The sequence below is a fragment of the Roseibium sp. genome, from assembly GCF_051016195.1.
Lineage (GTDB): Bacteria > Pseudomonadota > Alphaproteobacteria > Rhizobiales > Stappiaceae > Roseibium.
In genome coordinates, this window is the sequence record NZ_CP134616.1 from 2,815,286 (window position 1) to 2,829,315 (window position 14,030).

The 14,030-nt window shown below is 59.5% G+C and carries 13 protein-coding genes; 2 read left to right on the plus strand and 11 right to left on the minus strand.

Annotated features, from left to right (window positions below):
- Nucleotides 1-114 precede the first annotated feature (114 nt).
- From RDA78_RS13015 to RDA78_RS13050, 8 genes are all read right to left on the minus strand, one after another.
- The gene (locus RDA78_RS13015; RefSeq protein WP_434055728.1) at nucleotides 115-1,743 is read right to left on the minus strand and encodes an AMP-binding protein; all 1,629 of its coding nucleotides are present in this window, start codon (nucleotides 1,741-1,743) and stop codon (nucleotides 115-117) included.
- 111 nt (nucleotides 1,744-1,854) lie between these two features.
- On the minus strand, nucleotides 1,855-2,307 hold the full coding sequence (locus tag RDA78_RS13020) for a cupin domain-containing protein (protein WP_434056142.1): 453 nt from the start codon (nucleotides 2,305-2,307) through the stop codon (nucleotides 1,855-1,857).
- 27 nt (nucleotides 2,308-2,334) lie between these two features.
- Nucleotides 2,335-3,480, minus strand: a complete 1,146-nt coding sequence (locus RDA78_RS13025) for an acyl-CoA dehydrogenase family protein (RefSeq protein ID WP_434055729.1) — start codon at nucleotides 3,478-3,480, stop codon at nucleotides 2,335-2,337.
- Complete coding sequence (locus tag RDA78_RS13030) at nucleotides 3,480-4,280, minus strand: enoyl-CoA hydratase family protein (RefSeq protein WP_434055730.1); 801 nt, start codon at nucleotides 4,278-4,280, stop codon at nucleotides 3,480-3,482. The genes RDA78_RS13025 and RDA78_RS13030 overlap by 1 nt, the downstream gene beginning before the upstream one ends.
- Nucleotides 4,273-4,743, minus strand: coding sequence for a MarR family winged helix-turn-helix transcriptional regulator (locus RDA78_RS13035; RefSeq protein WP_434055731.1), 471 nt, complete (start codon nucleotides 4,741-4,743; stop codon nucleotides 4,273-4,275). Before RDA78_RS13035 ends, RDA78_RS13030 begins: the two co-directional genes overlap by 8 nt.
- Entirely contained in the window at nucleotides 4,740-5,483 is a 744-nt protein-coding gene (locus tag RDA78_RS13040; RefSeq protein WP_434055732.1) for an SDR family NAD(P)-dependent oxidoreductase, read from the minus strand. Before RDA78_RS13040 ends, RDA78_RS13035 begins: the two co-directional genes overlap by 4 nt.
- Complete coding sequence (locus RDA78_RS13045; protein WP_434055733.1) at nucleotides 5,480-7,777, minus strand: bifunctional salicylyl-CoA 5-hydroxylase/oxidoreductase; 2,298 nt, start codon at nucleotides 7,775-7,777, stop codon at nucleotides 5,480-5,482. Before RDA78_RS13045 ends, RDA78_RS13040 begins: the two co-directional genes overlap by 4 nt.
- Nucleotides 7,778-7,916: 139 nt before the next feature.
- Complete coding sequence (locus tag RDA78_RS13050) at nucleotides 7,917-8,822, minus strand: LysR substrate-binding domain-containing protein (protein ID WP_434055734.1); 906 nt, start codon at nucleotides 8,820-8,822, stop codon at nucleotides 7,917-7,919.
- A gap of 104 nt (nucleotides 8,823-8,926) precedes the next feature.
- Here RDA78_RS13050 and RDA78_RS13055 point away from each other — a divergent pair, with 104 nt between their 5' ends.
- Both RDA78_RS13055 and amaB read left to right on the plus strand, forming a co-directional pair.
- Nucleotides 8,927-9,988 carry a saccharopine dehydrogenase C-terminal domain-containing protein gene (locus RDA78_RS13055; protein WP_434055735.1) on the plus strand — a complete coding sequence of 354 codons (1,062 nt, stop codon included), beginning with the start codon at nucleotides 8,927-8,929 and terminating at the stop codon, nucleotides 9,986-9,988.
- 21 nt (nucleotides 9,989-10,009) lie between these two features.
- Nucleotides 10,010-11,509, plus strand: coding sequence for an L-piperidine-6-carboxylate dehydrogenase (amaB, locus tag RDA78_RS13060; protein WP_434055736.1), 1,500 nt, complete (start codon nucleotides 10,010-10,012; stop codon nucleotides 11,507-11,509).
- 81 nt (nucleotides 11,510-11,590) lie between these two features.
- On the opposite strand, the gene RDA78_RS13065 is transcribed toward amaB, so the two are convergent.
- The 3 genes from RDA78_RS13065 to RDA78_RS13075 all read right to left on the minus strand — a co-directional run bounded on the left by RDA78_RS13065 (nucleotide 11,591) and on the right by RDA78_RS13075 (nucleotide 13,889).
- A complete protein-coding gene (locus tag RDA78_RS13065) occupies nucleotides 11,591-12,013 on the minus strand; it encodes a hypothetical protein (protein ID WP_434055737.1) in 423 nt (140 codons plus the stop codon).
- 100 nt (nucleotides 12,014-12,113) lie between these two features.
- Entirely contained in the window at nucleotides 12,114-12,647 is a 534-nt protein-coding gene (locus tag RDA78_RS13070) for a hypothetical protein (RefSeq protein ID WP_434055738.1), read from the minus strand.
- Between the two features lie 36 nt (nucleotides 12,648-12,683).
- Nucleotides 12,684-13,889, minus strand: coding sequence for a hypothetical protein (locus RDA78_RS13075; protein ID WP_434055739.1), 1,206 nt, complete (start codon nucleotides 13,887-13,889; stop codon nucleotides 12,684-12,686).
- Nucleotides 13,890-14,030 lie beyond the last annotated feature (141 nt).

A 14,030-nucleotide genomic window follows, 5' to 3' on the forward strand; every position in this document is an offset into this window, starting at 1 on the left:
CTGTTACCCTTAGTTTCTGGTTCTTCGATCACTTTTCGATAGGGCGTCGAAGGTTGGGGCATTTTTTGTTTTTTGTTTCGTCCGCGCACCCCATTGGCGGATGAACAGTTGCACCTACGGTTCCTGCCGCAAGCGGAAGCGCTGAATTTTTCCCGTTTCCGTTTTCGGCAACGTGTCGGTGAAGACGACCGAGCGCGGATACTTGTAAGGCGCGATCGTTGCCTTTACGTGGTCCTGCAGGGATTTCCTCGTCGTATCGTCCGGATCCGTCCCTGCGGTCAACACGACATGAGCCTCGACAATGGCACCGCGTTCGGAATCCGGCACACCGATGACGGCGCATTCCTGAACCTGCGGGTGCGCGAGCAATGCGGCCTCCACTTCCGGACCGGCGATGTTGTAACCGGATGAAATGATCATGTCGTCGTTGCGGGCGGCGAAATGCAGGTGGCCGTCTCCGCTCATGGTGAAGCTGTCCCCGGTGATGTTCCAGCCGTCCTGGACATAGTCGCGCTGGCGGTCATCGGCCAGGTAACGGCAGCCGGTCGGGCCGCGCACGGCGAGGCGTCCGACGTCGCCGGGAGCGACCGGTTCGCCGTCCGCCCCGATCACCTTGACTTCGTACCCCGTGACTGGCTTGCCGGTGCAGGCGGGCTTGTGATCGTCGAAGCGATTTGAGACGAATATGTGCAGCATTTCCGTTGCGCCGATCCCGTCCAGCATCGGCTTGCCGGTCTTTTGCATCCAGGCGTCATAGACGGGTGCCGGGAGTGTCTCGCCCGCTGACACCGCCGCGCGAAGCGAGGACAGGTCCGCGCCTTCCTCCATCGCCTGAAGCATGACGCGGTAGGCTGTTGGCGCGGTGAAACAGACCGTTGCTTTGTATTTCTGGATGATCTCGATCATGTTCGGCGGCGTTGCGCTTTCCAGGAGCGTCGCCGCCGCGCCGAACCTGAGCGGGAACACCGCCAGCCCGCCAAGGCCGAATGTGAAAGCAAGCGGCGGCGAGCCGACGAAGATATCGTCGGGCGTCACACCGAGCACTTCGCTGGCATAACCGTCGGCAATGATCAGCAGATCCCGGTGGAAATGCATCGTTGCTTTCGGTGTCCCGGTGGAGCCGGAGGTGAAGCCGAGCAGGGCGACGTCGTCACGTCCAGTCTCAACCGCGTCGTACAGCACCGGTTTTTCGAGGGCGAGCCTGTCCAGTTCGGCGTCATGGTTGGAGGTGCCGTCAAAGCCGATCACCTTCTTCAGAAAGGCGGACGTTTTGGCACAGGCGACAAGCTCGTCCATCAGCCGCGTGTCACATAGTGCGAACTCGACTTCGGCCTTGTCGACGATCTTGGAAAGCTCGCCCGCGCGCAGCATCGGCATGGTGTTTACAACAACAGCGCCTGCCTTGGTTGCAGCCAGCCAGCAGGCGACCATCGCCGGGTTGTTGGCGGAGCGGATCAGGACCCGGTTGCCGGGTTTCACGCCGAGATCCTCCGTCAGCGCATGGGCAAGACGATTGGTCCAGTCGGCAAGTTCCTTGTAGGTCCGGCGGCGGCCGTTTCCGATCAGGGCGATGTGGTCTCCTAACCCTTTCTCAACCATCCTGTCCGTCAGTTCGACAGCGGCGTTGAGGGTCTGCGGATAGTCGAACCCGTCCAGCAGGAAGTCCGGCCACTGGTCCGCAGGCGGAAGATTGTCGCGTGCAAAGGTGTCCACATGCGCAGAGGGCGAGAGTGTACCGGCCATGATCGACATCTTCCCCATTTCGTTAAACGGACCGCAGAGCATTCCGACGTCTTTGTGTTGCAGTCAAGATTCTCTAACGCTCTTGAAAAAAATAGTTATTTGCCGTCAGGCCTATTCATTTGCTTCCGGCGGCAGGAAATCGACATCGTGCTCCGCCGAGACGCGCACCACCGCTTCCACGTCGGTCATCTCGTGCAGTTCGTCGAACAGTTCCTTGAGTTTTCCGGCAGGTGACACCCAGAAGAGCGCACGGCAGGGACTGTCTGATTTGTTGAAATAGCCGTGGGGGACGCCCATGGGCATCCGCACGAGATCGCCGGCCTTTGCCTTGACCCATTCGCCATCCAGCTTGAGGTCGAGTTCGCCTTCTTGCACCAGAATGAATTCGTCCTGGGTCGGATGAACATGCACGGGAACAAACTGTCCCGGCTCGGAATTGGTCTCGAAAGCAAATGTCGATTCGCACCAGGCCTTGGGATAGTAGGTCTGCCCCAGAATGTTGAGTTCCACGCCGTCAAAGCCTTTGCCGCTCCGGGTGATGCCGCCGTCAAGGTCCTTGGTCATGCTCATTCCTTCCCTTCTGATTGGCCGTCAGAGGCTTTGCAGCGTCTGGCGTGCGATGATGATTTTCTGAACGTCGGATGCCCCTTCATAGATGCGCAAGGCACGGATTTCGCGGTAGAGTTTTTCAACCGTCGTGCCGCTGCGCACACCGTCGCCGCCGTGAAGCTGCACGGCCTTGTCGATCACCTGCTGCGCCTGATCCGTGGAGAACAGTTTGGCCATGGCGGCTTCGCGCGTGACACGAGGGGCTCCGCTGTCTTTCGCCCAGGCGGCGCGATAGATGAGAAGCGCGGCTGCGTCGATGTCGAGGGCCATGTCGGCAATGTGACCCTGCACCAGTTGCAGGTCGAACAGGGGCGCACCCTGGATCTTCCGTGTCGTGACCCGTTGCAAGGCCTCGTCGAGCGCGCGCCTTGCAAAGCCCAGAGCGGCCGCGGCGACTGTCGAGCGGAAGATATCGAGCACCGACATGGCAACCTTGAAGCCCGTACCCGGGGCACCGATCATGCTGGATTTCGGCACCCTGCAATCTGTGAAGCGCAGCGTTGCCAGCGGATGCGGAGCGATCGTTTCCAGGCGCTCGACAACTTCGAAGCCACCCGCATCCGGGGTTACGATGAACGCGGACAGACCCTTCGCGCCGGGCGCTTCGCCGGTCCTGGCAAAGAGCGTATAGACATCGGCGATCCCCCCGTTGGAGATCCAGGTCTTTTCCCCGTTGAGAACATAGTCGTTTCCGTCTGCCGTCGCTGTCATCGTCGAGTTGGCGACGTCCGAGCCCGACTGCGGCTCCGTCAATGCGAAGGCGGAAATCGCCTTGCCACCGCGCGATTGCGGCAGCCAGTGTGCTTTTTGCGCATCGGTGCCAAACAGCGAAATCGCACCCGTGCCGAGCCCTTGCATCGCGAAAGCGAAATCAGCCAGCCCGTCATGGCGAGCAAGCGTTTCGCGGATCAGGCAGAGGCTGCGCACATCAAGCAAGCCTTCAGGCGATCCCGTGTGCCTCAGGAATCCCGCTTCGCCCAGATCGGCGACCAGTTTCCGGCAGACGGCGTCCGTGTCGTGGTGATCGAGTTCACCGAGATTGGCAGCGGCCCACGTTTCCAGCTCTTCGGCCAAGGCACGGTGGCGATCATCAAAGAAGGGCCAGGTGAGGAATGTCCGGTCTGCCATCAGTCGCCCTCAAACACCGGTTTTTCCCTGGCCGCAAATGCCTCGTAGGCCCTGCGGAAATCGTTGCCCTGCATGCAGATGGCCTGCGCCTGGGCTTCGGCCTCGATCGCCTGATCCAGGCTCATCGACCACTCCTGCGCGAGCATCGTCTTGGTCATGGCATTGGCAAAAGTCGGGCCGGCGGCGATCCGCGCCGCGAGATCGATGGCAGTGCCCTCAAGCTCTTCGGGCTCGACAACCGAATTGAAGAACCCCCAGGCATGTCCTTCTTCCGCTTTCATGGAACGTCCAAGGTACAACAGTTCCGCTGCGCGGCCCTGGCCGATGATCCTCGGCAGCATGGCGCATGCACCCATGTCGCAGCCGGCCAGGCCAACCCGGTTGAACAGGAAAGCCACCTTCGCTTCGGGCGTTGCAATGCGCAGGTCGGAGGCCATCGCCATGATGGCGCCCGCACCGGCGCAGCTTCCGTCGACAGCGGCAATGACAGGTTTGCCGCATCCGAGCATCGCCTTGACCAGATCGCCTGTCATGCGCGTGAACGCCAGGAGTTCCTTCATGTTCATGCGGGTGAGTGGACCGATAATGTCATGGACGTCGCCGCCCGAGCTGAAATTGCCGCCTTTGGGCAGGATGACGACTGCGTGGACATCGTCTGCATAGTGCAAGTCCCGGAACCAGTCGCGCAGTTCGGCATAGCTTTCGAATGTGAGCGGGTTCTTCCGCTCCGGGCGGTCCAGCGCGATCCTTGCGATACCGTCCGCAATCTCGCATCGGAAATGTTGCACGTCGCTACGCATCCGCTCGCTCCTGTTCGCTGCTTTGGGCCAGCACCCTTTCCAATTTGTCGGAGAGCGTTTCCAGGTCCTCGTTCGTCAAACCGTCGAGCATCGAATTTATCCAGCTTTCGTGGCGGTTGGCGAGGCTTTCAAATTCCGCCTCGCCTTTTTTCGTCAGTCGCGCAACCTGGGCGCGCTTGTCTCCTGGAACCGCAACACGCTGTGCCAGGCCCTCTTCGGTGAGCTTGTCGACGATGCCGGTCACGTTGCCGTTGGACACCCTGAGGAACGTGGAGAGCTCGCTCATCTTCAAGCCCTCTGGAAACCTTGCCAGCGCCGACATGACGTCAAAGCGCGGCAGCGTCGTGTTATGTCCATCGCGCAGCCTGCGCCTGATTTCGGCCTCTATCCCGTTTGAAGCTTTCAGAAGCTTCAGCCAGACACGCAGGCGCGCCTTGGACAATGTCTCGGACTGACCGGTCATAACTCGCCTCCCGACAGGCTCAGGGCCTGGCCGTTGACCGACCGTGCACCTTCGGAACAGAGCCAGAATGCCATTTCCGCAATTTCGTCGGGCTGGATGAAACGGCCTTGAGGATTGTCGGCCTTCAATGTCGCTTCCGCCTGTTCGCGGTCGAGCCCGGTCTTTTCCATGATGTTGCCGACCGAACGCTCAAGCATCGGCGTTTCGACGAAACCCGGACAGATCGCGTTGACCGTGATGCCGGTTCGGGCGAGTTCTTTCGCAAGAGAACGCGTCAGACCGACAACTGCATGTTTTGCCGCGCAATAGGCGCTCACATATGGGTAGCCCCTGAGCCCGGCCGTTGAGGCGACTGCAATCATCCGTCCCCATCCGGAAGCTTTCATGTCGGCCAGTGCCGCTTGCCAGACATTGGCGACACCGATCAGGTTGACGGAGAGCATGTTTTGCAGAAGGTCCGGAGTGGTCCTTGAAAACGGCATGCTTTCAGCAGCCCCGGCATTGGCGATGACGACGTCCACCGGTCCAGCTTTGTTCCTTGCCCTTTCGAAGGCAGCTTGCACAGCGCGGGGATCGGTGACATCGCAAACCTGGTAGGGAAGCGATTGCGCTGCGAGGGTCGCCTCTGTCCGTCCGAATATGGTGACGGTTGCCCCCTTTTGCGCCAGGAGCATGGCGCAGGCAGCGCCGACACCGCTGCCGCCGCCAGTGATGACGATATGGCGGCCGGTCACGCTCATGCCCGCAGGGTCTCCGCGTCGCGGTCGGCCAGCCTCCATGACTGGTCACGGCCTGCCAGATAGGGCAGGGGCCAGTCGGTGGCATGCCTGTCGCCGATGCGGCTGGCCTCATGCAGGGTCCAGTAGGGATCAGCGAGGTGCGGGCGCCCCACGGCGACAAGATCCGCGCGCCCCGCCATCAGGATGGAGTTGGCGTGATCGGCCTCGTAGATATTGCCCACGGCCATGGTCTGGAGACCGCCCTCGTTCTTGATCTGGTCGGAAAACGGTGTCTGGAACATGCGGCCATAGACCGGCTTGGCGTCCGGGGTCGTCTGACCGGCGGAAACGTCGATCAGGTCCGCGCCGGCAGCACGGAACATCCTGGCGATTTCGACCGCATCTTCGGGCGTCACGCCTTCGCTGCCAATCCAGTCATTTGCGGAGATGCGCACAGACATGGGTTTTTCCTCGGGCCAAACCGCCCGCATGGCCCTGAAGACCTCCAGAGGCCAGCGCATGCGGTTTTCCAGCGAACCGCCATATTCATCCGTGCGGACGTTCGACACCGGTGAGATGAAGGAGGACAGCAGATACCCGTGCGCGGTGTGTAGCTCGATCATGTCGAAGCCCGCACGATCGGCCATCTCGGCGGCGCGGACGAACTCGTTTTTGATTTCCGCCATTTCAGCCTGGGTGATCTCGCGCGGCACTGCGTTGTTCGCAGACCAGGGGATCGCCGAGGCGGAGACCAGGTCCCAGTTGCCATCGGAAAGTGGAGCGTCCATTTCCTGCCAGCCGAGCTGGGTCGACCCCTTGCGCCCGGAGTGACCGATCTGACAGCAGATCTTCGCGTCCGTCTCGTCATGGACGAAATCGGTCAGGCGTTTCCAGGCGGTTTCGTGCTCGGGCGCGTAGAGACCCGGACAGCCGGGCGTGATGCGGCCCTCTGCGCTGACGCAGGTCATTTCGACATAGACCAGACCTGCTCCGCCTTTCGCCCGCTCGCCATAGTGGATCAGGTGCCAGTCTGTCGGGGCACCGTCGACCGCTTTATACTGTGCCATCGGCGAGACCACGATCCGGTTCTTCAACGGCATGTCGCGAAGCTTGAACGGTGCGAACATGGGCGCGCGCACGGGCGCGTTCGGCGAAGCGCCGGACCGGTCCATGAACCATCTTTCCGCTGTTTCAAGCCACTTGGGGTCGCGCAGGCGAAGGTTCTCATGGCTGATGCGCTGAGACCGGGTGAGCAGGTTGTAGTTGAACTGGACGGGATCCTGATCGAGATAGCGTTCCACGTTCTCGAACCATTCAAGGGAGTTCCTCGCTGCCGATTGCAGCCTCAGAACCTCCAGCCGCCGTTCTTCCTGATATCGCTCGAAGGCCGTTTCCATGTCCGCTTCGCTATGAAGATAGTCGGCAAGCGCGATCGCGCTGTCGAATGCAAGCCGTGACCCGGAGCCGATCGAAAAGTGTCCGGTCGCGGCGGCGTCGCCCATCAGGACGATGTTCTTGTGATACCACTTCTCGCAGATCACACGCGGGAAGTTCATCCAGACAGCGGAACCGCGCAAATGGGCAGCGTTGGACATGAGATCATGGCCACCGAGATATTTCTCGAAGATCCTGCGGCAGGTTTCAACCGTCTCTTCCTTCGACATGTCGGCAAAGCCCCAACCGTCCCAGGTCGGCTGAAGACACTCCACGATGAAGGTCGCCGTGTTGTCGTCGAACTGGTAGACATGCGCCCAGATCCAGCCGTGTTCGGTCTTTTCGAAGATGAAGGTGAAGGCGTCGTCGAATTTCTGGTGCGTACCCAGCCAGATGAATTTGCAAAGTCGCGTGTCGATGTCCGGTTTGAAGACATCCTCGTATTCATTGCGGACCCTGGAGTTGATGCCGTCGCAGGCGACAACGAGATCATAGTCCTGCCGAAAGGTTTCCGCGTCTTCGAATTCCGTTTCGAAACGCATCTCCACGCCGAGTTCGCGGGCCCGTTCCTGGAGCAGAATGAGCATCTGCTTGCGGCCTATCCCGGCAAAGCCATGGCCGCCGGAGACGGTGCGAACGCCGTTGTGTTCCACGGCGATATCGTCCCAGTAGGCGAAGTGATCGCGGATCGCCTGTGTGCTGACGGGGTCGTTTCCTTCCATCCGGCTGAGGGCATCGTCGGATAGTACGACACCCCATCCGAATGTATCGTTCGCGCGGTTCCGCTCCAGCACGACGACGTCGTGCGACGGATCGCGCAGTTTCATGGATATCGCGAAATAGAGACCGGCCGGCCCACCGCCCAAACACGCAATCTTCATCAGATCCTCCACATGACGCGAGCCCCATCAGTTCCCCCAGCGAACCACGTTTCGAAATTTACTTCAAGTCTAAAATTTCAAACTTAAAATATATTGATTTCCGTCTGACCTCGTTATGGGTCCGACTTGCAGTTGCGGTTCAGACGGGTTTGACCCTGCGGCTCACCTGGCCCCGGATCCAGGTCAGGAACTCGGCGGTGGGCGGGCTTATCCTTCCCGGAGGGGTTGCCAGATAGTAATTGTGTTCGGAATTGTCCTTTACCGATGCCAGGTTCATGAGCGCTCCCGACGCAAGCTCGGCCTCTATCAGGTAGGTTGGGAGGATCGCCGCGCCCATACCGCTCGCAGCGGCGGCAATCACCAGTGAGAACCTGTCGAAATAGCTGCCGACCTGGACATGGGCAGCGGTGCCGGGAACTGACTGCTGAAATACTTTCCACAGATGCGAGCGCGATGTCATGTGCAGGAGCGGAAGGTTCAAGATGTCGGATCTCTGCCTGACGGGATTGCTCTCGAGCAGCGCCGGAGCCGCCACCACGATCAGATCTTCCGGACACAGGGGACTGAGTTTGGCGCCGGGCCAGTCATTGGCACCGAAGTGGATTGCAACGTCGATGCCTTCCTCGACAAGGTCGAAGGGTTCGGAGCGGCTGTGGACCATCAGGTCGAGGTTCGGGCGCAGTTCCTTGAAGTGCTTCAACCGGGGCACAAGCCAGCGTGTTGCGAATGACGGCAGCGCCGCGATGGTCAAAAGTTCTTGGGTTCCTCCCGCTGCGACGGCCTGACTTATGGTCCGCCTGAGCCGCGACAGGTCTGAAAAGACACCCTCGGCAAGCGATTTGCCCGCCTGGGTCAGCCGGATGCCGCGTCCTTCCCTGCGAAAAAGCGGTGCGCCGATCTGGTCCTCCAGTTCCTTGACCTGACGGCTGACACCGCTTTGCGTGAGGCCAAGCTCTTCTGCTGCGGCCGTGAAACTCTGATGCTTTGCCGCAGACTCGAAGCAGCGCAGAACCGAGATGCTGGGGATGGGAAAGTCGCGTTCCATGGCGCTGCCAATCTATGAGTTATAGTCATGAATATAACTATTTTTCAGGTGTTATTGTGCAGGTCAAGGACGGGTATCCTCTGACTCGTCACTCTCGGGGGAATTTGCAGATGGACAAGATAGCTGTTCTGGGCCTGGGCAAGGTCGGCGCGCTGGCAGGTGAGCTTCTTCATGACAGCGGTTTCGACGTGACCGGCTTTGATACACACGCCAATCCCGATCTGCCGTTCGCGACCCGGCATGTCGACGTCAGCAACCTCGATGCGCTTCGTGAAGCCCTTTTCGGGTCGCATGCCGTGCTTTCCTGTCTGCCCTATTTCCTGAATGTCGGCGTTGCCAGCACGGCCCACGAACTCGGTCTTCATTACTTCGACCTGACCGAAGATGTTCCAACGACAAAGGCGATCATGGAACTCGCCAAGTCCTCGAAAGGGCTCATGGCGCCGCAATGCGGATTGGCACCCGGTTTCGTCGGGATCGTCGGTGCCAGCCTGATCGAGGAATTCGACACCTGCCGGTCCTGCCGGATGCGTGTCGGTGCGCTGCCGCAGAACCCGACCGGGCTGATGGGGTATTCCTTCAACTGGTCGCCGGAAGGCGTGGTCAACGAGTATCTCAACGATTGCGAGGTTCTGGAGGACGGCGAGATCAAATGGGTTTCGCCGATGGAATGGATCGAGAAGATCGTCATTGGCGGCATCGAACTGGAGGCCTTCACCACGTCCGGAGGCCTTGGAACCATGTGCGAGACCTACAAGTCGCGCGTGCCGAACATGGACTACAAGACCATGCGCTATCCGGGCCACGTGCAGCTGATGAACTTCTTCTTCCACGAACTTCTGATGCGCGACCGTCGCAAGGAGGCAGGCGAGATCCTGGTGAATGCAAAACCGCCGGTGAGTGATGACATCGTCTATATCCACGTTGCCGCTGAAGGCGAGCAGAATGGACGAACCCGGCGGGAGGAGTTCGTCAGGAGCTTGAAGCCGATGGAAATCGCAGGCCGGGAGAGGACCGCCATCGCGTGGACAACGGCGTCTTCCGTCGTTGCCATCATCGAGATGGTGAGAGAGGGCGCACTGCCTTCAAAGGGCTTCCTCAAACAGGAAGACATCCCGCTGGATGCTTTCCTCAAAACAAAGAATGGTGCGCGCTACAGCAGCTAGCGCCGAATAGGAGAAACAGTCATGGAGCACGCAGAGGTTCTGCGCGCGCTCGGCTTTGCCGAGCGTGATCTCGCGGGCGGCAGCCTGACGGTCACCTCACCCATCGATGGTGCCCTTGTTGCCGCGATTGTGGAAACGCCGGTTGAAGACATGGACGCGGTGATCTCACGGTCGCAATCCGCTTTCAAAATCTGGCGGGCTCTTCCGGCACCGCGCCGCGGCGAACTGGTGCGCCTTCTGGGCGAGGAACTGCGCGCGTCGAAAGAAGATCTCGGCGCGCTGGTCACCCTGGAAGCAGGCAAGATCAAGTCCGAAGGTCTCGGTGAAGTACAGGAGATGATCGACATCTGCGATTTCGCTGTCGGTCTGTCGCGTCAGCTGTACGGCCTTACAATTGCGTCGGAAAGACCGGGTCACAAGATGTCGGAAACCTGGCATCCGATGGGGCCGTGCGGGGTGATCACAGCGTTTAACTTCCCCGTCGCCGTCTGGTCATGGAACACGGCGCTAGCACTCATTTGCGGCAATCCGGTCATCTGGAAACCTTCCGAAAAGTCGCCGCTGACGGCGCTCGCCTGCAAGCGCATCTTCGAAAGGGCGGTCGCCAGGTTCGGCGACGATGCGCCGGAAGATCTGATGCAGGTTGTCATCGGCGGGTCCGCCATCGGCGAAGCGCTCGTGACGTCAAGGGATGTGCCGATCCTGTCCGCCACGGGCTCCACGCGGATGGGCAGTATTGTCGGGCCGAAGGTCGCCGCGCGCTGGGGCCGTCCCATCCTTGAACTGGGCGGCAACAACGCCATGATCGTTGCGCCGTCGGCGGACCTGGAAATGGCTGTCCGCGCCATCGTCTTTTCGGCAGTCGGCACCGCCGGTCAGCGCTGCACGTCGCTGCGCCGCCTGATCGTGCACACATCGATCAAGGACGATCTCGTCGCAAGGCTCGTGAAGGCCTATGGCAGCCTGCCGATTGGAGATCCGCGTGTTGAGGGAACGCTCATCGGTCCCCTGATCGATGGGGCTTCGCTTGAGGCAATGCAGGCAGCGCTTGACCAGGCACGCGCGGAAGGCGGCAAGGTGCATGGCGGAGCGCCGGTTTCCGCAGGCGTGCCGGGCGGTGCTTACGCCGCGCCCGCGCTGGTGGAAATGCCGGGCCAGACCGAGACAGTGAAAACAGAGACCTTCGCGCCGATCCTTTATGTGATGGAGTACGAGAATCTGGAAGACGCGATCGCGCTGCAAAATGATGTCCCGCAGGGTCTTTCCTCGTGCATATTCACGCTCAACATGCGGGAAGCCGAGACCTTCCTGTCGGCAACCGGTTCGGACTGTGGCATTGCCAATGTCAATATCGGTCCGTCAGGGGCCGAGATCGGCGGCGCATTCGGCGGCGAGAAGGAAACGGGCGGCGGGCGCGAGTCCGGGTCGGATGCCTGGAAGGGATACATGCGCCGCCAGACCTCGACGGTAAACTACTCCGCAGAGTTGCCGCTGGCGCAGGGCGTGAAGTTCGATTTTTGAGAAGAGACAGGCCCGCCAAAAGGCGGGCCTGAACGGTTTCATTGAACTGGGGGAAAAGTCTTCAAAACAGACCTGCTGGTGCTAGTAGTAGTAGCACTTCACCAGGACCTTTCCGCCGGCAACCGTTCCGTCTTTTTCCGGGTCGAGTTCGATCGCCAGTATCAGGTTGCCCTTGATTTCGATAGGCGATTCAAGCTTGCAAATGGCGGTGTACTTGTCGCCATCCAACTCCAGCTTCAGATCGTCCACGACTTTTCGGCTGTGTGCGTTGTCGTCAAAAACCGTGAAATGTTCGACTTCCACATAGGTGCAGCTGCTGTCCTGGACCTCGGGAATATAGTCAAATTCCAAGAAAGCGGCTTCAATCTGGGGAACGACAGCATTTCCAGTCTGATCCTCATTCATGGCGGCGATCGGAATTTCCGAGAAAATGGGCGGTTTACCGGTGTCTGCTTGGGGAACTTTCTCACACATTGGTGCGCTTTCCTGCTGTGGTTCGGTCATCGTTCTCTACCCTGCCGGTGCTCAGGACTGCCCCTGAGCAAACACAAAGCTTCAGGACATTCGACGAGCCTTCGTTGACGGTTGCCATCAGGCGATGGCGCTAGGAATTCAATCTTCCCGACCTGTGCGCCATTTGCATATTCGCCGCATAGGAGTTCGGTGAGCGCCGGCCCGGCAAATTGGCTTCAAGAATAAGCGTTTCGAGCAAGCCGTCTTCAACCGAAATCTCCGTTGTGCGATCCAGTTTGTTCATGCGCCAGTACTGCAAGGCGTCCGATTTTCCAGGCACAGGTTTCGCGGCCCCGGAAACGACCATTATCTTCGGTTTCGGAAGTTCGTAGTAGCTTCCTTCGAATATGTAGGCCTGGATCAACGCGATGGATTTGTTCGTTGTGTGAACCAGCTGAATATTGATCTTGGGTTTCACACCGCTCTTGGGGACACATTTTTGGCCACCGCTTCCATCGTCCACGACCTCGGTTGCAACTTCCTGCCCCTTGATCGCAACGTCGGCAGCCGTCGATACACCGGCATATTCCGAGATATACATCCCTATCAGAATGATCTCGGCAGGATCATATGGTGCTTGAGGCAGAATGGCCGGCAAATCGCCGCCTGAAGGATGGTCTGTCATTTGTAGTTCCCCCGTTTGAATTGGAGTTTCACGCAATTAACGTCGAAAGACGATTTCGCGCCATTCCAGGTTTTCCATAAGGATGTCACCGGCTTCCGGTGCGCCCATCTCATCGAATTGATCTGCAATCGCCGCGCCTGCGACCGCATAATTCAGCGTGTTCGGGTCCAGGGTGCCCCAGGATCTTGCGATCGCCGAGCCCAGAAGGTCACGTGCGTTTTCCAGTGTCGACTTCAAAAGGAAGGACCGGGCGGCGTAGGCTTCCGCGAAGCGGCTGCCGATCAGTTCTATTTCGTGATGATCAAGCTCAAAGAGCCGGTCATGACTGACTTCCCGTGGAAGGTCGACCAGGCCCCGCTCCACCGCATCGCGGTGATAAAGCTCCACAAGCGTATCGAAGATCGCTCCGGTGAACGGCTTTGAAAGATCGTGCACCGCGTCGCTGACAGTGCTCATCTTGCGGTCATTGCTGGCCGTGCGGATCTGTTTGTCGCCCGCCAGTTCCGCGATCCGGTTGAGTTCGTTCATCGTCAGGAGGTTGCCGTTCGTCGATCTGAGAAGGCGATCCAGAACGCTGTCGAAATGCAGCAGAGAGATCAGGGCGATCAGATCGGAGACGCTCTCATGATAGCCGAAATATTGCCTGCTGGCCGCGCTTGTCGGCGTGCCCATTTCGGCGAAGATGAGAGCATGGCCGAACTCATGAGCAATCACATCGAAGTTTAGGGCATAGGGGTAGGCGCTTTCCCGGTCGCCGCGCTCGATACCCAACTCGATGTAGCCGTATCCGGACTGGGCGTTGTGCCAGTTGACCTGCGGAATGATCTCCAGGCGCTCGTAGGTCTGGGCGAAATGCCAGATGATCTCGTGACCGAGATAGCTCTCCCAGATGTCGAGCACACGCCTGAGCGTGGCAAAGACATGTGCACAGATGAATTGACGGCTTTGCGGATCGAGATGATCGAAATGGCCGTCAGGTCCTGCCTCGGCCGGTGGGAAACTGTCGCCGACAAAGGGTGGCTGGTAGGGATACTCATAGACGGGCTTTTCGAAAAGCGGATCGACGACATACATGCGCCGGTCGGCGGGCCCGGCCTTGATCTCGCCCGGCGGTGTGCTGATCCAGACCGTTTCGGGTTTTTCGTAGCCGGTGACGTGTGGCACCTGAGGATAGATCAGAAACCGCGTTCCCAGACTTCCCGTCTTGGGCGAGACTGACTGCTGGTCCACATAGATACTCAAATCGACCTCGATATGACGGTTGTAAACCCATCCGGTTGCAGCGGTGCAATCAGGTGCGAATTGCGTAGGGTGTTGCTTTTATTTCCTTGGAACGACAGGACTATTTTCGATTTCACGTCAGCGACGACTTTTTACTCTAGG

Excerpts from the sequence above, each read along its gene's own strand:
- RDA78_RS13015 (WP_434055728.1), bottom strand. The coding sequence starts at position 1,743 with ATGGCCGGTACACTCTCGCCCTCTGCGCATGTGGACACCTTTGCACGC.
- RDA78_RS13020 (WP_434056142.1), bottom strand. The coding sequence starts at position 2,307 with ATGACCAAGGACCTTGACGGCGGCATCACCCGGAGCGGCAAAGGCTTT.
- RDA78_RS13025 (WP_434055729.1), bottom strand. The coding sequence starts at position 3,480 with ATGGCAGACCGGACATTCCTCACCTGGCCCTTCTTTGATGATCGCCAC.
- RDA78_RS13030 (WP_434055730.1), bottom strand. The coding sequence starts at position 4,280 with ATGCGTAGCGACGTGCAACATTTCCGATGCGAGATTGCGGACGGTATC.
- RDA78_RS13035 (WP_434055731.1), bottom strand. The coding sequence starts at position 4,743 with ATGACCGGTCAGTCCGAGACATTGTCCAAGGCGCGCCTGCGTGTCTGG.
- RDA78_RS13040 (WP_434055732.1), bottom strand. The coding sequence starts at position 5,483 with ATGAGCGTGACCGGCCGCCATATCGTCATCACTGGCGGCGGCAGCGGT.
- RDA78_RS13045 (WP_434055733.1), bottom strand. The coding sequence starts at position 7,777 with ATGAAGATTGCGTGTTTGGGCGGTGGGCCGGCCGGTCTCTATTTCGCG.
- RDA78_RS13050 (WP_434055734.1), bottom strand. The coding sequence starts at position 8,822 with ATGGAACGCGACTTTCCCATCCCCAGCATCTCGGTTCTGCGCTGCTTC.
- amaB (WP_434055736.1), top strand. The coding sequence starts at position 10,010 with ATGGAGCACGCAGAGGTTCTGCGCGCGCTCGGCTTTGCCGAGCGTGAT.
- RDA78_RS13065 (WP_434055737.1), bottom strand. The coding sequence starts at position 12,013 with ATGACCGAACCACAGCAGGAAAGCGCACCAATGTGTGAGAAAGTTCCC.
- RDA78_RS13070 (WP_434055738.1), bottom strand. The coding sequence starts at position 12,647 with ATGACAGACCATCCTTCAGGCGGCGATTTGCCGGCCATTCTGCCTCAA.